This is a genomic window from Streptomyces sp. NPDC050619 (assembly GCF_040654815.1).
In the GTDB taxonomy this organism is placed as follows: Bacteria; Actinomycetota; Actinomycetes; order Streptomycetales; family Streptomycetaceae; genus Streptomyces.
Map to the genome: position 1 here is coordinate 24,709 of NZ_JBFAIR010000015.1, position 20,238 is coordinate 44,946.

Below are 20,238 nucleotides of genomic sequence, written 5' to 3' on the forward strand. Positions count from 1 at the left end.
CAGCAACCGCCGCAGGCGACCGGCAGAAAGTCCCTCACCATCCCCACGACCAGCGTCCCGGGCCGCAATGGTGTCCAGCCGACAGTTCGGGACCAAGCGGTCCGTGCCGGACTCGTGCCAGATCCACCGGGGAAACACGTGCGAACACTGGGGTATCGAACCGGTGGCACGCCATAGGGCCAGGGCCCATAGCCCCAGGTCAGCGCGCCAGCCCAGGCAAAGAACCTAAGCTTCCCAAGCTGAGGTCTCGGTGGAATCCCCGGCCGTCGTAAGGGGATTCGTCCACCCGACACTCGGTCCTAGTCGGGAGTGGCCCTGCACAGCGATCTCGTCAAAGTGACGCTAAAAGAGGGGAACTTGCTACCTCCTCCAGATCGGTCTGAGATCCTGTAGACCGATCGAGAGGGGCCGCAGGTATGGAGTGGAAGACCCACGGTGAGCGACAGATCTACACCAACAAGTGGGTGAATCTGTGTCTGGTCGACGTCCAGCAGCCTGATGGACGCAGGTGGGAGTACCACGTCGTCCGCCTCCGGCACCTGGCCGTGGCCGCTGTGGTCAACGAGCGCCAAGAGGTCCTGATGATGTGGCGACACCGCTTCATCACGGACTCATGGGCCTGGGAACTGCCCATGGGCCTGGTCGAGGACGGCGAGACCCCGGAGGAAGCAGCTGCTCGCGAGGTCCTGGAAGAGACCGGCTGGCGCCCCGGCCCGATCAAGCCCCTGATCTACGCCGAGCCGGCGAACGGCATCACCGACTCCCAGCACCACGTCTTCCGCATCGACGGCGCTACCTACGCCGGGCCGCCCACGGAGAAGAACGAATCCGACCGCATCGAGTGGATCCCACTCTCAGAGATCCGCGGGATGATAGACCGCCGCGAAATCGTGAGCAGCGGGTCACTCGTGGGTCTGCTCTACCTGCTCATGGACGAAGCGATCCGCTGACCGGCGGGAGGAGTTCCCGTAGCCGCGCCTCGAAGGCCAGGGCTACGGGCTCCTGCCTGTGTGGGGCCAACTGGTCGTAGAACTCCCTGAGCTGCCCTGACACTCGCTCCGAGGCCACCGCCGCCGCGGGCTCAAGGGCCTGCGTGGCGGTGTGGCACGCCTGGTCAAGCTTGCCCTCGTCAAGCTGCGTACGAGCCAGCCAGAACGAGTGAAACGCGCGGCCTCGCTGGTTCGTGTGGTGCTCCCGCCGCAGGGCATCGGCGATCAAGGGTTCGGCAGTCGCCGCTTCGCCCAGTCGGCCATGGGCGATGCCCGTGTCCACGATGAGCTTCGGCTCATCGAAGTAGGTCACCCATGAGGGGTCCGGATCGCTCGCCCCGATCTGCTCGAATTGGCTGTGTGCTTCCCCGATCGCCCGGTGCGTGTCATCACGGTTGCCGAGGGTGGCATGGGCGAATGCTTCCCGCATGGCCAGCATCGACATAACGCGCGGCGTGCTGCCGAGTGCTGACCGAGCCTGGTCCTGGGCGGCGGTCACGAGTGCCAACGAGTCCGCGGGCTTGTCCTGGTAGGTCGCCTGCAAGCTCATGCAGGCGAGGACGTTGGCCATGAACTGCCGGTCGTCGATCTCCTTCGCCAGTTGCAGGGCCTCGGTGAAGTACGCGCGGGCTTGGTTGTACTGCCGGGCGTCGAAGTAGGTCCAACCTGTCAGGCGTGCCAGCTCGGCCGCGATGCCGTACAGGCCGTTCTGGATCGACGGCGGTCGGCTCTCCTTCAGGAGCCCCACGACATAACGGAGCTGGCCGACGATGGCGGGCCGCAGTGCTTCGCCACGGTGCTGGTCGTCTCGTCGCCAGTAGTCCTCGATGGAGGAGCGGAAGGCTTCAAGCGTCGCCGCGTTCAGGCTCGTTCGAGTGGCCAGTGCCAAGATGCTGTCCACATCGGGACCTGGCAGAGACGCGGGGGCAGGATGCTCGGCTTCCGGTATCTGAGGCGCCTCGCGCTCGTCGACCACCAGGGCCTGGGGCGTCTCCCACGCTCGGCGCGCAAGCCCGAGCATGTCTCCTGGGATGCGCAAGCCGTCTGAAATTCGCTCGATGACGTCCATGTGCAGCAAGTGGCGTCGGCCTGCGATGACTTCGCCCACTCGGCTCGGCGTCAGGTCACAACGCCGGGCGATCATCGACGGGTAGATCCCCGCTCTGACCTTCACCAGCCGGAAGGCTCTGGCGAAGTCCCGGACCCGGCACGCATCGATCATCTCGGGATCGGTGAGCAGCCTTGCCGGCAGTTCCTGCGGCCGGTCCGGGTCGGGCATCGGCAAGCTCCCACACTGCGAGGGCTACGCAACGTCGCTGGTTCCCTACTTCCCGCGATGTTACCCAAGTTGGGTAATCAGCCTGACCTTTTAACGACCGCCCTCCGATCGCGATGCTCCCTTGCATGGCGAGCAACCAGCAGACCAGACCAGGCATCGGTGAACTGGCGAAGGACACCGCCAAGGGACGTATCGGCATCGTCATGGGTGAGCTCGGCGGCCGAGTGCAGATACGGCCCATCGGCGGCGGCCGGGAGTGGGATGCCATGCCGGACAAGGTGGTGCAGCCGAGTGCTCGGGAGGAATTGAGCGCCCGCCTGGCCGTCAAGAACGGCAACAGCAGGGACGGCCTGTGATGCGCGTCATCGGCCGATACGCGGGAGCCCTCTTCATCATCATGATCAGCGGGTCGTGCGGCCTGGTGATCGGCATGGCTCTCGCTGTCAGCCAGTAGACCGGCCGCCCCGGACGGGTGCTTATTCCCCGGTTCCCCCACCCCCGTTTGGGGCGGCCTCCCAACTCCGTAAGTGCCACGCTCCACTACCCAGAAGGAGTTCTCGCATGACGGCAACGGCGAACGACCAGAGGTCCGGCCGCGCGGTGGCTGGCGAGGAACTGTTCCAGAGCCTCGCCCACTTCGTGGTCGTCCACAGCGGGCAGTCACCCGAGCGTGCCGAGCGGATCGCGGACCAGGCGGTCGCCTTCGTGGTCACCGCAGCCACCGCGATCGTCCCCATGGTCCCGTCGGACGACGTGGACCTGGGCCTTCACGCGCTCATCCTGCACACGAAGGAGTACGCCGATCTGTGCGAGCGGTACGCGGGCCGCTTCCTGCACCACAACCCGAAGCCCGGTGGTGGCGCCCGTGATCCGAAGCAGGTCGCCACTTCGGCACGCGCCATGAAGACGGCGGGCTTCATGGTCTTCGACGACCTGTGGACCGTGAACGGCACGAACCTTGCCCAGTGCGACTCCGACTGCGGCCGCCCGTACGGCCAGGCGTAGCACAAGACAGCAGCGACGCGGCCGGCCTCGACCCGTGGTCGGCCGCGTTCGCCCGGAAGGAGAACAGACGTTGTCCGGCTCACCCACTGAACTGCCGATCGTGGTGCTCGACGCCCTCATGCCCACGTCTCAGCGCCTCGTCCTGAACCGCCGGGGCTCCATGGTCTGGGAGGTGCAGAGCCATCGAGGTCACTACGCCGTCAAGGTCGGCTATCCGATCCAGGCTACGGCCGACTGGTCCGCCCAGCCCTGGACCGCCCTCGCGCCCGCACGCGAGGGTGCCGTGCTGCATCGCCTCGGATTCGACGACTTCGCGTACGGAGAATGGGAGCACGGGACGTGGAACTTCCAGCCGTGGCATGAAGGGCCGGACCTGTACCGCCTGTGGGAGCCCTGCCGTAGCAAAGGCCCGTCCGTCACACCGCACGCCAGCGTGGCGCTGGGCTGTGTCGAGGCGCTGGCCGAACTGCACGCCAAGGGCTGGGCCCACGGCGACGTACAGCCCGCCCACTTCATCGTCGGGCCGGAGCGGACGCATCTCATCGATCTGGCTCTAGCCCGCGGTGGGCACGTCCCCGAGGGGTACGACTTCCCGTTCCGCGGCTGCCTCGTCCACTACGAAGCACCGGAGATTGCCCGCAACGTGCTCGCCACAGGGAAGGCCGAGGCCACCCCGGAAGGCGACATCTACGCCCTCGGCGCCTCACTGCTCATCTCGGCCACCGGCTGGCGGGCTGTCGAGTACCCGGACGACGCTCCACGCCCCGTCCAAAGAGAGGCCGTGGCCAACGGCAGACGCCGCCCCGTGAAGGCGCCTGGTGGGCTGGGCGAGTTGGTCGAGGCGATGCTCAGCCATGCTCCCGAAGACCGGCCGACCATCTACGAGGTGGGTAAGGCCCTGAGCTGCCTCTAGAGCCCGGTTCGCCCGGCGGCGCTGGCATAACCAAGACCAACACAGACAAGGAGCGGCGGCGGCCACGGGCCGCCAGCGCGCGCGGCCCGCCGTAGGCGGGCCACCTTGATCCGGTAAAGAAACTCTGAACAGCTCCGCAGGGCAGGGAGATGGCAGATCAGCGAAAGAGCCGCTCAACGCCGTGGGGACGCTCAGCGGCTGGGAGGAAGCGCGAAACGCATCGACGGCACGGGCGGCAAGCGGGAGACATGGCCGAGCACATAGCGGACTACGAGATGAGGTTGACCAGCATTCACGTCGAAGACGCGGATCAAGTGGCCGCGCTGATCCAAGAGATGCGGGCAATCGTCGGTCGCCTCAGCAAGGAGACCAGAGCACTGCGTGAGGAAGTGGCTCAGCTCAGGACTGCGACTTCGATTGCTGAGACTTCAGCTCCTCGACCTCACGCCGCAGCTCCTGATGATCAGCGCTGACACGGAGCTCGTCACGTAGAGCAGTGAGCATTTCAGTGAGGGTGGCCCCCGAAGCGAGAGATCGAACCGCTCACGGCCAAGGAGGGGCGTCAGCTCCTGGCGGCTGCCCGTGACAACCGGCACTGGGCCGCGTATGAGCTGGCGGTCCGCATCGGCCTGCGGCGCGGTGAGCTGCTGGGGCTGCGCTGGTCGGATGTGGATCTCCACGAAGGTGTCCTCACCGTCCGGCAGGCCCTACAGCGGGTCGCCGGCGAACTGCTGATCGTCGCGCCGAAAACGCAGCGCTCGGCCCGCCGCGTGGCCCTGCCAGCCGAGTGCATGACCGCGCTCCGTGCCCAGCGCGCGCAGCAGATAGCCGACCGGAAGGCGGTCGGTACCAACTGGAAGGGGACGGGGCAGGGCCTCGTCTTCACCACGAAGAACGGGACCCCATTGAGCCGCGCAACCTGAACCGTTCCTTTGAGACGCTGTGCGCCCGCGTGGGAGTCCGTAAGGTCCGCTTTCATGACCTGCGCCACACCTGCGCGTCCCTGCTCCACGAACAGGGCGCCGACGCCCGAATGATCATGGAAGTCCTGGGACACAGCTCCATCCGCGTGACCATGGACATCTACACCTTCGTACGGCTCGACTCGCAGCGCTCGGCGTTCGATCGCGTCGGGGATGCCCTGAGGGGTGACGGCAATGACCCAGACGATGAGGACGGCGCGGCCGGTGTCCCGGTAGCCGTCTGATCCTCGGAGCGATGGCGACACAAGGGGGAATGAGAGGTCGACCATCTCAGCGGCCGACCTCTCACCATGACGCAACGCTGTCAGATCGTTCCCGAACAGATCAACGTGCCCAGTAGTCCGGCGGGAACTCACCTGGTTCAGTGGGACGGGCCCACCCTTGGACCAGTTCCTCGGCGGTCTCCTCTTCCGCTTCTGTGGCCGCCGACTCCTGCTCTTCGGGGATGAACACAGCCTCTTGCCCGCTCTTGGGGTCTGGAGGCGTGTAGCCAAAGGTGTTGTCCCACTGGTCCACAGTGTCAGCCTTCCTCAAGGCGGGGCTTAAAGGCAGCGCCGCGACTTTGCCTTCCCGTACAACAGGTCGCCACGCACCTCAGTGCCGTCCTTAGCGATGGCGTAGCCCCGTGCCTCCAGACGATGCTTGCGATCGCTGGGCACCGGGCTCTTGCAGTTCACGTAGAACGTAGTGTCGTTGTTCTGCTTGCTGGTCCTGGGACCGACGATCGATCCGGTCACCCGGTGCCAACCACCATTGTCGGTGGCGAACTGGCCGTTCGTCCATTGAGTGCGGAAGCTACCCGTGCAGTCCTGACTGGTACCACCCTTGTCCGAGCCGGTGGTGTGGGCGACGACCTGGCCCACCCACAGGGTGCATATGAAGCTGTCGCCAGCCGCCAGGGCTCTCTGAGATTCGTTGACCAGCGAGTCGGGGAGCCAGTTTGCCGGGTCCTGCGCCTTGGGATCAGCCCCGTCTAAGACCGGGCTGTTGTAGACCTGCTCGCCGTCGTACCCGAAGTGCACCAGTTCCGCCGTCGTCTGGTCGACCTCTGCGCCTTCCGACACGGAAGTCTGTGGCTCCGGGTCGTTGGCAATGGCGTTGCTGGACAGTGCTACGGGGAGAAGCAGTCCCCCCGCCAGCGCAATGGCAAGAGCGCTCTTCTTGAGTGAAGGATGCCGATAAGGGACGGCCGGAAGAGCGTCTGGAATGTCTCATTTCGCCGCAAAGGCACACCGCCCGTAGCCCAAGAGACCCGCGCGCCCGCATCACCGGGAGATGGCAGGCACCACCTGCCGGAGCCGGGTAGCCGCATAGGTGGTTGCCGTCAATCACTGCCGTCAATGCAAAAACCAGAGGCCCCGTGGATTCCTCCATGGGGCCTCTGGCCTGCTGTGCACTCGGCAGGATTCGAACCTGCAACCTTCTGATCCGTAGTCAGATGCTCTATCCGTTAAGCTACGAGTGCTTGTTTTGTTTCCCTGTCGGCCCCGGCCCTGGCCTTGCGGGCCCGCTCGCGGCGACAGGAAGAACATTACATGACTGCCGTCGCCATGTGAAATCCGTTTGCCATACCCATTGTGACCTGGGGAAACGGCTCAAACGGCGCCCCAACCCGTCGTACGGACGCCGTGCGCACGACGAAGCCCCGATCTTGTGGACCGGGGCTTCGTGATCAGGTGCGGAGGCGGAGGGATTTGAACCCTCGATGGGATTGAAGTCCCAAACCGCATTAGCAGTGCGGCGCCATAGACCGGACTAGGCGACGCCTCCAGCACAACCGCCCGCGCGAGCGCGAATGGTGCGTGCAGATGATGACACAGACGAGCGCGGTGTCACCAATCGCCTCCCACGGTACTAGGCAGGCGGGCCGCAGGGCAAAGCACTAGAACGGCACCGTCGGCGCCTTTCGGATGGGCGGGAGGAGGGCGCGCAACGTCCGGGGGGCCGGCGGCGTTAGTCAGGTCATGTCGCAGGTCAGCCGGCTCGGCCGGTTCACACAGTTCGCACGGTCCGCAGAGTTCGCATGGTCCGCACAGTTCACTCGGTCCGCACAGTTCACTCGGCTCGTCGCCGTCGTCGGCGCCGTCGGCTCTGTCGTATCGGTCTCCGCGGTGCCCGCAGCCGCCGTCTCCCCCCTCGCGCCCGCGGTCGGCGGCGATCACCTCACCGTCACCGTGCGGAACTCGGGCGGTGGTCCCGACAGGGCGTACGAGCTGGACTGTCATCCCGGTGGGGGCAGCCACCCGGACGTGAGCGGCGCGTGTGGCGTCGTCGATCGGAACACGCGGTGGGGGAAGGACGCCTTCGCTCCCGTGCCGAGGGACAGCTTCTGCACCATGCAGTACGGCGGGCCGGCCACCGCGCATGTCACCGGGACCTGGGCCGGGCGGCCCGTCGACGCGACGTTCGACCGAAGCAACGGCTGTCAGATCGGCCGCTGGGATCGATTCGTACCGCTTCTGCCGAAAATGGGCGGTTAGGAGGGAGCAGTGAGGCCGGGCCCGACCAGCACGGGGCCCGCCCGTACCGGCCTTCGCGCGCGCTCTCCGTGGCGGATGCCCCGACTCCGTAAAGGTCGCGCGAAGGTCCTGCGCAGGCAGATGCGCAGGGTGAGGCGACAGCGGAACATGCGGTCACACGTTCTACGTCACTTCGTCGTGCGACCTCCCTCTCATCCGGCGTCGCGAGCGCAACCGCTGCCCTTAGACTCCCTCGCGTGACACGTTGCGGGCAGGTTGGCAAGATGGCCCGAGCGGTCGGCAAGGTGCGGTAACAGGGAGGAAGCGTCTCGTGAGCAGCAGGCCATCCCGAGGCGCTGCTCGCCTCGCAGCCATACTCGACGCGCTTCCCGATGCGTTGGTCCTGGTCAACGCCAATGGAACGGTCGTCAACGCCAACACCATCGCCCTCGAGGCCTTCGAGGCGCCGGGGACGGCTCTGGTGGGGCGGGGGCTTCTCGATCTGCTGCCGCAGTTCGACTCCAAGCTCATCCCTGGCTCGATGCGGCGGCCCGACCACATGGATCCGCGCGGGCGGACCAAGCCGACCCGGATGGTCGCCCGGCGGACCGACGGGACCGAGTTCCCGGTCGAGGTCACCAGCGCGAATCTGGAAAACGGCCAGCAGGCCTACGACAACCACGGCTACACCAGCGACGAACTGCTGATGCTCGTCGTACGGGACCTGTCCGGGACCGTGGACACCGAGGCAGAGCTGGCGCGCTCGCAGCGGCAGACCGAGATGATTCTGCGGGCCGCGTCCGAGGGTGTCGTGGGCACCGACACCGACGGGCGGATCGTGCTCGTCAACCCGGCCGCCGCTCAGATACTGGGTTATCGGGCCAGTGATCTTGGCGGGCGTGAGCTGCACGACCTCATCCTCCACTCCCGCGCCGACGGCACACCCTTCCCTTTCGAGGAGTCTCCGCTCGCCGACACCCTGCGCTCCGGGCGCAAGCACCGGGTGCGCGGGCAGGTGCTGTGGTCGAAGAAGGGCGACAAGGTTCCGGTCGACCTGACGACCGCGCCCGTCCGCGACGGCGACCAGCTCGTCGGCGCCGTGCTGACCTTCGCCGACCGGCGGCCGTACGACGCGCTCGCCCAGGAGAAGACCGTCGCCGAGCGGCACCACGAGGAGGAGCTGGAGCGGCTCTCCGAAGAGCACGCCTCCGAACTCACCGCGTTGCGCCAGAAGCACGTGACCGAGGTGGAGGAGCTCCAGGAACAGCACGATGAGGAACTCGCCGCGAACGAGGAGCGCTACGCCGCCCTCGGCGAACGGGAGAAGGACCGGTTCGAGGCCCTGGCCGCGCGGCACGAGCAGTTGCTGACGCTGCTCGCGGGCTCGCTGCGCGGGCCCCTCGACGAGCTGCGCCGCGAACTGGCCGCGCTGGCCGCCGACGACGCCGGGCAGCTGTGGCCCGAGGCCAATCAGGTGCTGCACCACCTCTCGGCCGGCTATTCGCGGATCACCACGCTCATTGACAACGTCCTCGGTTATCAGCGGCTCGACACGGGGGCCGACGGCATCACGCGTACGAAAGTGATGCTGGACTCGGTTGTGGCAGCGGGTGTCGACGGGGCCGTGGAACTCATCGGGCCCGGACGCGTGCAGTTCGCCGTGCACGCGCCGCCCATCGAGGCCGAGGTCGACTCCCGGCTCCTCGCCACGGCCCTCGCGCACCTCATCGCGGACGTCGCCGGTGTCGACGCGACCGGCAACTCGCCCGTCTCGGCGGGCGGTTACCTGGACAGCACCGTCGTCGTCGCGGCGGCGCAGCGCGGTGAGGTCGTACGGATCGAGGTGCGCGGGCCGTATGCCGGGGGAGACCCGGTGCACGAGCCGATCGTGCGCGGGATCGTGCGGGCGCACGGCGGAGTGCTCCAGACGCACGAGGTGCCGGGCATGAGCGGCAGTGCGTACGTCCTCGAAGTGCCGATCGGCGGGGGAGCGGGGGCCGTCGCGGCTCCGGGTCCGGCCGCTCTGGAGGCCGCGCCCGGTGGACAGACCGCCGCCGTGCCTGAGCAGGCCACCTCCGGCGGTGGGCGGCGGCGGGCCCGGCGGGCCTCCGTGGACGCCTTCCTGGAGAGCGACGTGCCGGGCGCAGCCGACGGCGACGGTCCCGAGACTGAGGCCTCGGCGCCCACCGGACGGCGTCGGCGGCGGGCCGCGGCCGCGCAGGAGACCCCGCAGGTTCCGGCGCTGGAATCGGGTGACACCGGGGAGGTTTCCGGCGGTACCGGGCGGCGGCGGGGGCGGCCGGCCGAGCATGCGGGCGAAGCCTCGGCCTCGGAGGAGGCTTCGGAGGCGGGCGTGTCCGAGGGTGCCGTCGTCATGTCCGCCGAGCATGCCGCCGAGACCGCGGCCACGGGCAGCGGTCTGGGCGGGACCGTGCCGCCGCAAGGTGTGCCCGCGCCCGGCGGAGGCGGACGGCGCGACAACGGCGAACAGCACGCCTTGCCGCCGGCATTGCCCGCGGCTGCCTCCGGCGATCCGGGGCGGGGTGCCGGCGCGGCCGGCGCCGGGAATCCTCCGCACGGGAATCCTCCGCACGGGAATCCCCAGCAGCCGACCGGACGACGTCGGCGGGCGCTGGCCGCCGCGTCGGAGCGGGCCGCCGCGCAAGAGGCGGGCCCGCGTACGGTGTTCGCCCTGCCGCCCGCCGACGCGGACCGTCCGGCCGACGGGGCGGGGCAGGTGTCTGGGCAGGGGCAGGGGCAGGGGCAGGTTGCCGCTGCGGCTCCGGCTCCGGCTCCGGGGCATGTGCAGGTTCCTGGTCAGGGTGTCGCGGGGGACGGCCTCGTCGACGACGGCCGGCACGATGCCGTGCCGCACAGTCAGGCCGACGACCACACTCCGCCGCAGCCGCATCCCACGAACGCGCCGACGGGGCGTCGCCGACGGGCGGTTGGCCAGCGGGCGGAGGCGGAAGGCGCCGGGGCACCCGCGCAGGAGGGTCCGGGAGTTCAGGAGGTTCCGGCGGTTCCGGCCCGGGGGGCCGCTGGGCAGGTCGCCCCTGCGCAGACGGCTCCGGTCCAGGGAGCGCCGGCCCAGGCGGCCGTGCCGGTTCAGGGCGGGGCGGCAGGTCAGTCAGTGCCGGCGGGTCACCCGGTACAGGCCGCCGACCAGCCGGTGCAGGCCAGTGGGCCGGTGCCGCCCGGCGCCCCCGTGTCCGCGCCGGGCGCCGCCGTTCACGGTGTCCAGGTGGCCCCCGGCCAGCCCGTCCCGGCGCAGGGCACCCCGGCCCCAGCCCCGGCCCCAGCCCCGGCGCCGTCGGCACAGGGATCGGGTGTCCCGGCCCCCGTCCCCGCGCAGAACGCATCCGTGCCCAACCAGACCCCGCCCGCACAGAGTGCCCCTGCCCAAGGCGTACCCAACCCCGCCGGTGCCGGCCAGCCACTCCCGGCCGAAGACATGCACGGCCAGAGCGCTCCCGGTCAGGCTGTTGCTGGTCAGGCTGTTGCTGGTCAGCCTGTTCCCGGTCAACCTGTTCCCGGTCAAGGCATCCCTGCTCAGAACGCCCCTGTCGAGAACACCCTCGCCCAAGGCGCCTCCCGAACCCCGGCACAGGGCACCCCCTCCCCCCAGCCCTGGCCCGGTGCCGAGGGCACCACCGGTGCCGGCGTGCCCGTATCGGCGAACGGCGCCGCCACCCCCGTACCGCCGAACCCGACGCAGCACCCCCAGAACCCCCAGAACCCGCAGACCACCCAAACCCCACAGCAACAGCAACAGCAACAACCACAACCTCCGCACCCCAGACACCCCACCCCTCTCCCCCCAGAAGCCACCACCCCGCAGCCCCGCGCAGCGCAGCCCTTGCCCGCGGAAGCCGTCGAAGCGCCGTCGGTCGACCCGAACTCCACGCAGGGGCGGGCGATCAGTGTGCGGACGCTGGGGCAGGGTGTGCCGTTCAACCGGCAGGCGGCACAGGCCCAGCAGCAGCCGGCGACGGCAGCAGCAGCGCCTGGTTCGCACGCGCCCGCCCCGCCCCTCCCCTCGGCCACGCCTCCCCCGCATCAGACGGGCGGTTCGGGCCGGCGCCGCAAGCTCGGTACGCGGCCCGACCCCGCCGACGGGCGACCGGAGCAGGGAGCCCGCCCGCACCCGACGGCCGACCAGCCCGCCGTACCGTCGCAGGCCCAGCCGCAGAACCAGCCCCAGCCCTCGCTGGCCGGGCAGTCGCGGCTGGCGCAGATGACCGAGGGCACCGGGCGGTCGTACGCCATAGGCGCGCCGGACGTGAACGCGGCCGAGGGGCCCGAGCCGCTGGACGGTCCGGGCGGGGCCGTCGAGGTGGCGGACACCCCGCGCCCGCAGCCGATGGACGACGAGCTGCCGCCGGAGCCGCTCGACAATCCGCGTCGGCTGCTGGTGTGGCCGGCGCCGGACGTCGCGACCCAGCAGGAGTTGAGCGACCGCGGCTACCGGCCGGTGATCGTGCACTCGCGCGAGGAGGTCGACGCGCAGATCGCGGCCTTCCCCGCCGCGCTGTTCGTGGACCCGCTGACCGGGCCGATCACGCGTACCGCCTTGCAGTCGCTGCGGCAGGCGGCCGTCGCGGCCGAGGTGCCGGTGCTCGTCACGGCCGGGCTCGGGCAGGCGTCGCGCGAGGCGGCGTACGGCGCCGATCCCGCCGTACTGCTGAAGGCGCTCGCGCCGCGCGACAGCGAGCAGCATCCGCCGCGCGTGCTGCTCATCGAGGAGCACGCGGAGATCGCGCTCGCGCTGACGGCGACGCTCGAGCGGCGCGGGATGCAGGTCGCGCGGGCCGCGAGTGATGCGGATGCCGTGACACTGGCGGGCCAGCTCAGGCCGAACCTGGTCGTGATGGACCTGATGCAGGTGCACAAGCGGCGGGCCGGGATCGTGGACTGGCTGCGGGCGAACGGGCAGCTCAACCGCACCCCGCTCGTCGTCTACACGGCCGCCGTCGACCAAGCCGACCTGCCGCGGCTGGCCTCCGGCGAGACCGTGCTGTTCCTCGCCGAGCGCTCCACGAGCACCGAGGTGCAGAGCCGGATCGTCGACCTGCTCGCACGGATCGGGACCAATTAACGGGACCAATTAAGGCGAAGGCGCGATGAGTCTGCGCGCCGCCTCCTTGATCGAGGCGCGCAGGCGGGCGCGGTCGGTGTCGTCCGCGCCCGTGAGGATGCGGCGCATCTGCGGTACGGCGGCCGACCAGTTGGCCAGTGCCGTCAGCAGGAAGAGGAGGTCGCGGGGCGGGATCGCGTCGGTGATGACGCCCCGGGCCTGGCCGTCCTCGATGGCGGCGGCCTTGCGCGTGTAGTGGTCCTGGCGCGCGGTCTCGTCGGGCAGTTCGTCGCTGCCGTACTCGATGCCCTCCCAGAACAGCAGGCGCAGCAGTGCGGGGTGGGCGGCGTGGTAGTCCAGCAACCGGTCGATCCAGCCCTCGATGTCGTCCGGGTCGACCGGGACGGAGGCGGCGAGGTCGACCATCACCTTGCCGAGGACGTGCGTGAACAGTTCGGCCTTGTTGCCGAAGTAGGCGTAGATCAGCTGCTTGTTCGCCTTGGCCTGGGCGGCGATGCGGTCGATGCGGGCGCCCGCGATGCCGTAGCGGGCGAACTCGGCGACCGCCGCCTCGAAGATCCGGGCCTTGGTGGCCTCGGGGTCTCTCACTGCCATGAGGGCAGGGTACCGCGCTTGTAACCAACCATTTGGTTGACGGGAATGCGGGGCGTGGTGCACGCTGTTGGGCCTATCAGCCAACCAACCAGTTAGTTGTTAGAGTCGGCTCGAAGGAGTCCACCGCTCATGCAGTCCGCCACCACGACCCCGCCCGACGCCCGGACTCCCACCGGGAAGACCACCGGGAAGACCACCGGGAAGACCACCGGCAGGGCGGCGGCCCCCGCCCTGCTCCTCCCCCTGATCGCCCTGTGCACCGCGGTCACGGCCGCCAACATCTACCTCGCGGCCCCGCTGCTCCCCCTCATCGCCCGCGACTTCGGCTCGACCTCCTCGGCCGTGGCCTGGGTCGCCTCGGTCGCGCAGTTCGGCTACGCCGCCGGTCTGCTCGTCTTCGCCCCGCTCGGCGACAGCGTGAACCGGCGCCGACTGGTCGCCGCCTTGTCCCTCGTCGCCGCCGCGGCCCTGATCGCGGGCGCCCTGGCCGCCGGCACCACCGCGCTCGCCGCGGCCGTCCTCGTCGCCTCCGCCGCGACCGTCGTCCCGCAGCTGCTCGTCCCGCTGGTCGCCCAGCGCGCCCCCGCCGACCGCCGGGCCCGCCATGTCGCGGCCGTCATCGCCGGCCTGTTCACCGGCGTCGTGGCGGCCCGCGTGCTCGGCGGACTGGTCGGACAGGCCTTCGGCTGGCGAGTGGTGTTCGTGGGCGCGGCCGTACTGACGGCCGTACTGGGACTGGTCACGGCGTACGCCCTGCCCGCCGAGAAGCGTCACCGCTCCGGTCCGCTGTTCGCGGGGCTCGCCGCGCTGCCGTCCGTCGTCCGCCGCTCGCCCGACCTGTGGCGCGCGTGCGTGCGCCAGGCCGGGATGTACGGCGCCTGGAGCGCCCTGTGGACCTCGCTCGCGCTGCTGCTGACGCAGAACGACACTGCGGGCTACGGCATGTCCACCGCCACCGCCGGGCTCTTCGGCCTCTTCGGGCTGGCGGCGAGCGTGGTGGCTCCGCTGGCCGGCGGGTTCGTGGACCGCTTCGGCGCCGCCAAGGTCGTACGGTCCGCGTATCTGCTCGCCGCCGTGTCCGTGCCGCTGTTCTGGCTGGGCGGGCGGGCGATGTGGGCCCTGTTCGTGGCCGCGATCGCGGTCCACGCGGCCCTGGTGGCCTCCCACATCGCCAACCAGACGCTGGCCCTGACCACCACCTCCACCCCGGCAACCGCCAACACCGCCTACGTGGTGGCCGGCTTCGCGGGCGGCGCCCTCGCCTCCGCCCTGGCCGGACCCGCCTTCAGCCACTGGGGCTGGGACGGGGTCTGCGCGGTGGCGGCGGTGTGGCTGGTGCTGGGGTGGGTGACTACTTCGGTACGGCGGTGAGGATTTCGTCGGGTACGGCGGTGAGGGTTTCGTCGAGTACGGCGGTGAGGGTTTCGTCGAGTACGCCGGGGAGGATCTCGTCGAGTACGCCGGAGAGGATCTCGTCGAGTACGCCGGAGAGGATCTCGTCGAGTACGCCGGGGAGGCAAAGCCCGCTGAGGGCCGCTGCCTGCCCGGCGCGCGCCGGCAGGAGTGGATCAGAGCTGGGTGACGTCCAACTCCCCCTCCGCGTACCGCCTGCGCAGCACCTTCTTGTCGAACTTGCCGACGCTCGTCTTCGGCAGCGCCTCGATGATCGTCCAGCGCTCCGGGAGCTGCCACTTGGCGATGTGGCCCGAGTGGGCGAGGAAGTCGCGCAGGGAGCCGAAGTCGGCGGTGGCGCCCTCCTTGAGGACGACCGTGGCCAGCGGGCGCTCGCCCCATCTCTCGTCGGGGACGGCGACAACGGCCGCTTCGGCGATGTCGGGGTGGGACATCAGCGCGTTCTCCAGCTCCACCGACGAGATCCACTCGCCGCCGGACTTGATGACGTCCTTGGCGCGGTCGGTGAGCGCGAGGTAGCCGTCGGGGGTGATGGTGCCGACGTCGCCGGTCTTCAGCCAGCCGTCCTCGCTGAACTTGTCGGCGGGGCGCAGCGGTTCGGCGTCGAGGCCGTTGTAGTAGGCGGCCGCGATCCAGGGGCCGCGCACCTCCAACTCGCCGGCCGACTCGCCGTCCCAGGGGAGGCGTTCGCCGCCGGGGCCGGTGAGGCGGGCCTCGACACCCGCTGTGAAGCGGCCCTGGGTCAGCCGGTAGCCGAACTCCGCCTCGGTGCCCACCGCGTGGGCCGGCGGGCGGGCCACCGTGCCGATCGGGGAGGTCTCCGTCATGCCCCAGGCGTGATAGACCCGCATGCCCAGCTTGTCGAACGCCTCCATGAGCGAGGGCGGACAGGACGAGCCGCCGATGGTGACGTGGGTGAGGGACGTGACGTCCCGGGGCTTCGCGGTCAGCTCGCCGAGCAGACCCTGCCAGAGGGTGGGCACGGCGGCCGCGTGCGTCGGCTTCTCGCGCTCGATCATCTCGGCGAGCGGAGCGGGCTGGAGGAAGCGGTCCGGCATCAGCAGGTTCACGCCGGTCATGAAGGTCGCGTGCGGCAGGCCCCAGGCATTCACATGGAACTGGGGCACCACGACCAGCGAGGTGTCGCGGTCGGTCAGGCCCATGGACTGGGCCATGTTGACCTGCATGGAGTGCAGGTAGACCGAACGGTGGGAGTAGACGACACCCTTGGGGTCGCCCGTCGTCCCCGAGGTGTAACACATGGCGGCGGCCCGGCGTTCGTCCAGCTCCGGCCAGTCGTATGTGGTCGGCTTCCCGGCGATCAGGTCCTCGTACTCGTGCACCTGGACCTCGTGCGCCTGGACGGGGGCGGCGTTCGCGAGCGGGGAACGGTCGCCCGGCCCCGATACCACCACGTGCTCGACCGTCTTGAGGTGCGGGAGCAGCGGGGCGAGCAGGGGGAGCAGCGAACCGTTGACGATCACGACCTTGTCGGCCGCGTGGTTGACGATCCAGGCCAGTTGTTCGGCGGGGAGACGGAGGTTGAGTGTGTGCAGGATCGCGCCCATGGAGGGGATCGCGAAGTAGGCCTCGACGTGGTCCGAGTTGTTCCACATCAGAGTGCCGACCCGGGCGTCGTCGACGACTCCGAGGTCCTCGCGCAGAGCGTGCGCCAGCTGAGCGGCGCGGGCGCCGACCTCGGCGAAGGAGCGGCGGTTCGGCTCACCTTCACCGGTCCACGTGGTGACTTGCGATGTTCCATGGACCGTCGACCCGTGGGTCAGGATCCTGGAGATCAGCAACGGTACGTCCTGCATGGTGCTCAGCACGGCGTCCTCCCGGGGGCGACATTGCCAACGCGGTAGTAAAGGTTGCGCAGATTCTGCGCACATACCACACGGTATGTCACTAGGAAAGGGTGATCGATCGCGCATGTTGGGCTCATTGCGGGAAATCGGTACCGGAAATCGCGTTCTCGCGAGGTCTTGGAGGCTCTGGCGGTCTTGGAGCCTCGGGCGGCCTTGGAGCTCGGGCGGCCTTGGAGGGTGGTGTCAGAGCGCGGTGCCGGTGACCGGCGCTATCGGGCCAGCACCAGCTCGGGGTCCTCGCGCAGCTTGCCCAGCGCCCGGGACACCGCCGACTTCACCGTGCCCACGGAGACCTGGAGCACCTCGGCCGTCTGCACCTCGCTGAGGTCCTCGTAGTACCTGAGGACGACCATCGCCCGCTGCCTGGCGGGCAGTTTCATGATCGCCCGCCACATCGCGTCGTGCAGCGCCTGCTGCTCGGCCGGGTCGTCGCCGCCGGGCACGGGCTCCGGCTCGGGCAGCTCGTCGCACGCGAACTCGTCGACCTTGCGCTTGCGCCACTGCGACGTCCGCGTGTTCAGCAGCGCCCGGCGGACATAGCCGTCCAGCGCACGGTGGTCCTCTATGCGTTCCCAGGCGACGTAGGTCTTGGCGAGCGCGGTCTGGAGCAGGTCCTCCGCGTCGCTCGGGTTCGCGGTCAGCGACCGGGCGGTACGCAGCAGCACCGGCTGGCGGGCCTTCACGTACGACGAGAACGAGGGGTACGGAAGGGTCTGCGTCGCCGGTGCGGCGGCCTTCGAAGCGCTGGTGCAGACGAGTGTGGTCATGGCTCCACGCTATGAGCGGGGCCGCCTCCCGCGGATCGGCCGCAGGTCCCGAAGACGAGTCCGCCTCAGGTTGTAGGGGTAGGGCTGCCTGCACCTCCTGAAGGTGGACGAGCAGCCGGGGACTACTGCGGGATAACCCCTGGGGGTCATCGGGGAGAGGGCCGGGAGCGGGCAGGGAGAGGGCCGAGAGCCGGCAGGGAGTGGGCCCAGAGCCGGCAGGGAGTGGGCCGGGAGTTGGCAGGGAGTGGGCCGAGAGCCGGCAGGGAGTTGGCAGGGGAAAAGACACATGGATCTCACCCGTCGCCGGTCAGCACCAGCCCCGACGTCGGCACCCCCGTCCCCGCCGTCACCAGGATCCGCGCGGCGGCCGGTATCTGGTTCACCGAGGTGCCCCGCAGCTGCCGCACTCCTTCCGCGATGCCGTTCATACCGTGCAGGTAGGCCTCCCCGAGCTGTCCGCCGTGCGTGTTCAGGGGCAACTCCGCACGGCGTACGAAGTCGGCCGCCTCCCCCTTGCCGCAGAATCCGAACTCCTCCAGCTGCATCAGCACGAACGGCGTGAAGTGGTCGTACAGGATTCCCACGTCGATGTCGGCGGGCGTGAGTCCGGAGGTCCGCCACAGCTGCCGCGCCACCACGCCCATCTCCGGCAGGCCGGTCAGGTCGTCGCGGTAGAAACTGGTCATCTGCTCCTGGGCCCGGCCCGCGCCCTGGGCGGCCGCCGCCAGGACGGCGGGCGGGTGGGGCAGATCGCGGGCCCGCTCCACGGAGGTGACGACCAACGCCTGGCCGCCGTCCGTTTCCTGGCAGCAGTCCAGCAGCCGCAGCGGCTCGGCGATCCAGCGGGAGGCCGCGTGGTCGGCGAGGGTGATGGGCCGGCCGTGGAAGTACGCCGACGGATTGGTCGCCGCGTATCCGCGGTCCGTCACGGCCACATGACCGAACGCCTCCGGGGTCAGGCCGTAGGTGTGCAGGTATCGCTGGGCCGCCATCGCCACCCAGGAGGCCGGGGTGAGCAGCCCGAAGGGGAGGGACCAGCCGAGCGCGACCCCCTCGGCCGACGGCTCTCTGTGCTGCACGCCCGAGCCGAATCTCCGCCCCGACCGCTCGTTGAACGCGCGGTAGCAGACCACCACTTCCGCCACTCCCGCGGCGATGGCGAGCGCCGCCTGCTGGACGGTGGCGCAGGCCGCTCCGCCGCCGTAGTGGACGCGGGAGAAGAAGGACAGCTCGCCCATCCCGCAGGCCTGGGCGACGGTGATCTCCGGGCTGGTGTCCATCGTGAACGTGACCACCCCGTCCACGTCGGCCGGCCGCAGCCCCGCGTCGTCCAGGGCCGCCCGCACCGCCTCCGCCGCCAGCCGCAGCTCGCTGCGCCCCGAGTCCTTGGAGAACTCGGTGGCCCCGATGCCGACGATCGCCGCCCGTCCGCCGAGGGTGTCCCGGGTGCGTACGCTCATCCCGCCTCCCCCGCCGGAAGGGTGACCGTCACGGTGCCGGTCACATGTCGGCCGAGGGCGTTGGCTCCGGCCACCCGGACGGTCGCGGTGTCGCCGTCGACCTTCTCGACCGTGCCCGTCAACACCATCGTGTCTCCCGGGTAGTTGGGCGTGCCCAGTCTGATGGCCACCTTGCGGAGTACGGCGCGCGGACCGAAGTGGTCCGTGACATACCGGCCGACCAGGCCGTTCGTCGTGAGGATGTTCATGAAGATGTCGGGGGAGCCCTTCTGCCGGGCCAGTTCCGCGTCATGGTGGACGTCCTGGTAGTCGCGCGAGGCGATCGCCCCGGCGACGATCAGCGTGCGGGTGACCGGGATCTCCAGCGGCGGCAGCACGTCACCGGCCGTGGCACGGGTTTCGCCGACCGTCATGCGACCTCCTCCTGTCCGGCGCGGAAGACCGGCAGCACCAACTCGTCGTCGTACGTCCGGAATTCGAGCCGGACCGGCAGGCCGATCCGCACCTTGTCGTACGGCACCCCGACCACGTTGCTGATCATCCGCACGCCCTCCGCGAGCTCGATCAGGGCGACGGCGTGGGGAGGGTCGAAGGCGGGGAAGGGCGGGTGGTGCAGGACGACGTACGAATAGACCGTGCCCGCGCCGCTCGCCTCGACCGTGTCCCAGTCGGGGCCGCCGCAGGTGGCGCAGCCGGGGAGCCAGGGGTGGCGGAGGGTGCCACAGCCCGTGCAGCGCTGGATCAGCAGCCGGTGTTGTCGCACGCCTTCCCAGAAACCGGCGTTGTCGCGGTTGACGACGGGGCGGGGACGGAGGCGGGGACCAGGGCGGGCGGCTTGGGGTTTCTCGCGGGGGCGTGCGGGGGCGTACTTGAGGATGCGGAAGCGGTGGGTGCCCGCAAGGTCGGTGCCCACCCGGACGTCCATGCGGGTGGTGACGAAGTACCCCGTGCCCAGCTTGGTCGTCTTGCGCTCCGACACCGACTCGATCACCGCGTCGAAGGTGATCTCGTCGCCGGGCCGCAGGGGCCGTACGTACTCCTGCTCGCAGTCGGTGGCGACCACGGCGGTGCAGCCCGCCTCGTCCAGGAGGGCGAGCAGTTCGTCGTACGCCTGGGTCCGCCCGGTGTGGCCGGAGAGGCCGCCCATGGTCCAGGTCTGGAGCATGGTGGGCGGGGCGACGGAATCCGGGCCGTTGTACGCCGGGTTGGTGTCGCCCATCGCCTCGCACCAGTGCCGGATCATGGGCAGGTTGACGGGATCCTTGGCGACACCGGCGACGGCGGACGGCCGCCCCTCGTAGGACTTCAGCCGCTTCTCCAGGTGCCCCAGGTTCTCCAGGTATTCCTGGTTGTCGCTCACTTCGCCCCCTCGTCGTCCGCCGTCCGCCGTCCTCCATGCGAGATTTTCTG

At 69.8% G+C, this 20,238-nt stretch carries 15 protein-coding genes, 2 tRNA genes and 1 pseudogene; 8 read left to right on the forward strand and 10 right to left on the reverse strand.

Annotation, left to right across the window (positions count from 1 at the left end; all coding sequences use genetic code 11):
• Positions 1-416 precede the first annotated feature (416 nt).
• Positions 417-950 (forward strand): NUDIX hydrolase, encoded by a 534-nt coding sequence (locus tag AB0I77_RS24325; protein WP_363284772.1) that lies wholly within the window; start codon positions 417-419, stop codon positions 948-950.
• Here AB0I77_RS24325 and AB0I77_RS24330 read toward each other — a convergent pair.
• A complete protein-coding gene (locus AB0I77_RS24330; protein ID WP_363284773.1) occupies positions 928-2,268 on the reverse strand; it encodes a hypothetical protein in 1,341 nt (446 codons plus the stop codon). The two genes, AB0I77_RS24325 and AB0I77_RS24330, sit on opposite strands and share 23 nt — an antisense overlap.
• 113 nt (positions 2,269-2,381) lie before the next feature.
• Here AB0I77_RS24330 and AB0I77_RS24335 point away from each other — a divergent pair, with 113 nt between their 5' ends.
• From AB0I77_RS24335 to AB0I77_RS24350, 4 genes and pseudogenes are all read left to right on the forward strand, one after another.
• The gene (locus AB0I77_RS24335) at positions 2,382-2,624 is read left to right on the forward strand and encodes a hypothetical protein (RefSeq protein ID WP_053670064.1); all 243 of its coding nucleotides are present in this window, start codon (positions 2,382-2,384) and stop codon (positions 2,622-2,624) included.
• Positions 2,625-2,829: 205 nt separating this feature from the next.
• Positions 2,830-3,273 (forward strand): hypothetical protein, encoded by a 444-nt coding sequence (locus tag AB0I77_RS24340; protein WP_363284774.1) that lies wholly within the window; start codon positions 2,830-2,832, stop codon positions 3,271-3,273.
• 70 nt (positions 3,274-3,343) lie between these two features.
• On the forward strand, positions 3,344-4,186 hold the full coding sequence (locus AB0I77_RS24345; protein WP_363284775.1) for a protein kinase: 843 nt from the start codon (positions 3,344-3,346) through the stop codon (positions 4,184-4,186).
• A 569-nt stretch (positions 4,187-4,755) separates the two neighbouring features.
• Positions 4,756-5,393: pseudogene (locus tag AB0I77_RS24350) on the forward strand (site-specific integrase).
• Positions 5,394-5,711: 318 nt separating this feature from the next.
• Here the strand turns inward: AB0I77_RS24350 and AB0I77_RS24355 are convergent.
• The 3 genes from AB0I77_RS24355 to AB0I77_RS24365 form a co-directional block, all read right to left on the reverse strand.
• Entirely contained in the window at positions 5,712-6,233 is a 522-nt protein-coding gene (locus tag AB0I77_RS24355; protein WP_363284776.1) for a hypothetical protein, read from the reverse strand.
• Positions 6,234-6,561: 328 nt separating this feature from the next.
• A tRNA-Arg gene (locus AB0I77_RS24360) sits at positions 6,562-6,634 on the reverse strand.
• A gap of 214 nt (positions 6,635-6,848) precedes the next feature.
• Positions 6,849-6,939: transfer RNA gene (locus AB0I77_RS24365), tRNA-Ser, on the reverse strand.
• Positions 6,940-7,133: 194 nt separating this feature from the next.
• On the opposite strand from AB0I77_RS24365, the gene AB0I77_RS24370 reads away from it, so the two are divergent.
• A complete protein-coding gene (locus tag AB0I77_RS24370) occupies positions 7,134-7,649 on the forward strand; it encodes an SSI family serine proteinase inhibitor (protein ID WP_363284777.1) in 516 nt (171 codons plus the stop codon).
• Positions 7,650-7,959: 310 nt separating this feature from the next.
• Complete coding sequence (locus AB0I77_RS24375; protein WP_363284778.1) at positions 7,960-12,726, forward strand: PAS domain-containing protein; 4,767 nt, start codon at positions 7,960-7,962, stop codon at positions 12,724-12,726.
• 9 nt (positions 12,727-12,735) lie between these two features.
• On the opposite strand, the gene AB0I77_RS24380 is transcribed toward AB0I77_RS24375, so the two are convergent.
• The gene (locus tag AB0I77_RS24380) at positions 12,736-13,320 is read right to left on the reverse strand and encodes a TetR family transcriptional regulator (protein WP_363284779.1); all 585 of its coding nucleotides are present in this window, start codon (positions 13,318-13,320) and stop codon (positions 12,736-12,738) included.
• A gap of 129 nt (positions 13,321-13,449) precedes the next feature.
• Between AB0I77_RS24380 and AB0I77_RS24385 the strand changes: the two genes are divergently transcribed.
• Positions 13,450-14,691, forward strand: a complete 1,242-nt coding sequence (locus AB0I77_RS24385; protein ID WP_363284780.1) for an MFS transporter — start codon at positions 13,450-13,452, stop codon at positions 14,689-14,691.
• A gap of 197 nt (positions 14,692-14,888) precedes the next feature.
• On the opposite strand, the gene AB0I77_RS24390 is transcribed toward AB0I77_RS24385, so the two are convergent.
• From AB0I77_RS24390 to AB0I77_RS24410, 5 genes are all read right to left on the reverse strand, one after another.
• Entirely contained in the window at positions 14,889-16,562 is a 1,674-nt protein-coding gene (locus tag AB0I77_RS24390; protein ID WP_363284781.1) for a long-chain fatty acid--CoA ligase, read from the reverse strand.
• A 248-nt stretch (positions 16,563-16,810) separates the two neighbouring features.
• Positions 16,811-17,368 (reverse strand): SigE family RNA polymerase sigma factor, encoded by a 558-nt coding sequence (locus AB0I77_RS24395; RefSeq protein ID WP_363284782.1) that lies wholly within the window; start codon positions 17,366-17,368, stop codon positions 16,811-16,813.
• A 293-nt stretch (positions 17,369-17,661) separates the two neighbouring features.
• A complete protein-coding gene (locus AB0I77_RS24400) occupies positions 17,662-18,828 on the reverse strand; it encodes a lipid-transfer protein (RefSeq protein ID WP_363284783.1) in 1,167 nt (388 codons plus the stop codon).
• A complete protein-coding gene (locus tag AB0I77_RS24405) occupies positions 18,825-19,241 on the reverse strand; it encodes a MaoC family dehydratase (protein ID WP_363284784.1) in 417 nt (138 codons plus the stop codon). Before AB0I77_RS24405 ends, AB0I77_RS24400 begins: the two co-directional genes overlap by 4 nt.
• Entirely contained in the window at positions 19,238-20,188 is a 951-nt protein-coding gene (locus tag AB0I77_RS24410; protein ID WP_363284785.1) for a bifunctional MaoC family dehydratase N-terminal/OB-fold nucleic acid binding domain-containing protein, read from the reverse strand. Before AB0I77_RS24410 ends, AB0I77_RS24405 begins: the two co-directional genes overlap by 4 nt.
• Between the last annotated feature and the right edge of the window lie 50 nt (positions 20,189-20,238).

Excerpts from the sequence above, each read along its gene's own strand:
- AB0I77_RS24395 (WP_363284782.1), bottom strand. The coding sequence starts at position 17,368 with ATGACCACACTCGTCTGCACCAGCGCTTCGAAGGCCGCCGCACCGGCG.
- AB0I77_RS24405 (WP_363284784.1), bottom strand. The coding sequence starts at position 19,241 with ATGACGGTCGGCGAAACCCGTGCCACGGCCGGTGACGTGCTGCCGCCG.
- AB0I77_RS24385 (WP_363284780.1), top strand. The coding sequence starts at position 13,450 with ATGCAGTCCGCCACCACGACCCCGCCCGACGCCCGGACTCCCACCGGG.
- AB0I77_RS24370 (WP_363284777.1), top strand. The coding sequence starts at position 7,134 with ATGTCGCAGGTCAGCCGGCTCGGCCGGTTCACACAGTTCGCACGGTCC.
- AB0I77_RS24335 (WP_053670064.1), top strand. The coding sequence starts at position 2,382 with ATGCTCCCTTGCATGGCGAGCAACCAGCAGACCAGACCAGGCATCGGT.
- AB0I77_RS24380 (WP_363284779.1), bottom strand. The coding sequence starts at position 13,320 with ATGGCAGTGAGAGACCCCGAGGCCACCAAGGCCCGGATCTTCGAGGCG.
- AB0I77_RS24400 (WP_363284783.1), bottom strand. The coding sequence starts at position 18,828 with ATGAGCGTACGCACCCGGGACACCCTCGGCGGACGGGCGGCGATCGTC.
- AB0I77_RS24325 (WP_363284772.1), top strand. The coding sequence starts at position 417 with ATGGAGTGGAAGACCCACGGTGAGCGACAGATCTACACCAACAAGTGG.
- AB0I77_RS24340 (WP_363284774.1), top strand. The coding sequence starts at position 2,830 with ATGACGGCAACGGCGAACGACCAGAGGTCCGGCCGCGCGGTGGCTGGC.
- AB0I77_RS24330 (WP_363284773.1), bottom strand. The coding sequence starts at position 2,268 with ATGCCCGACCCGGACCGGCCGCAGGAACTGCCGGCAAGGCTGCTCACC.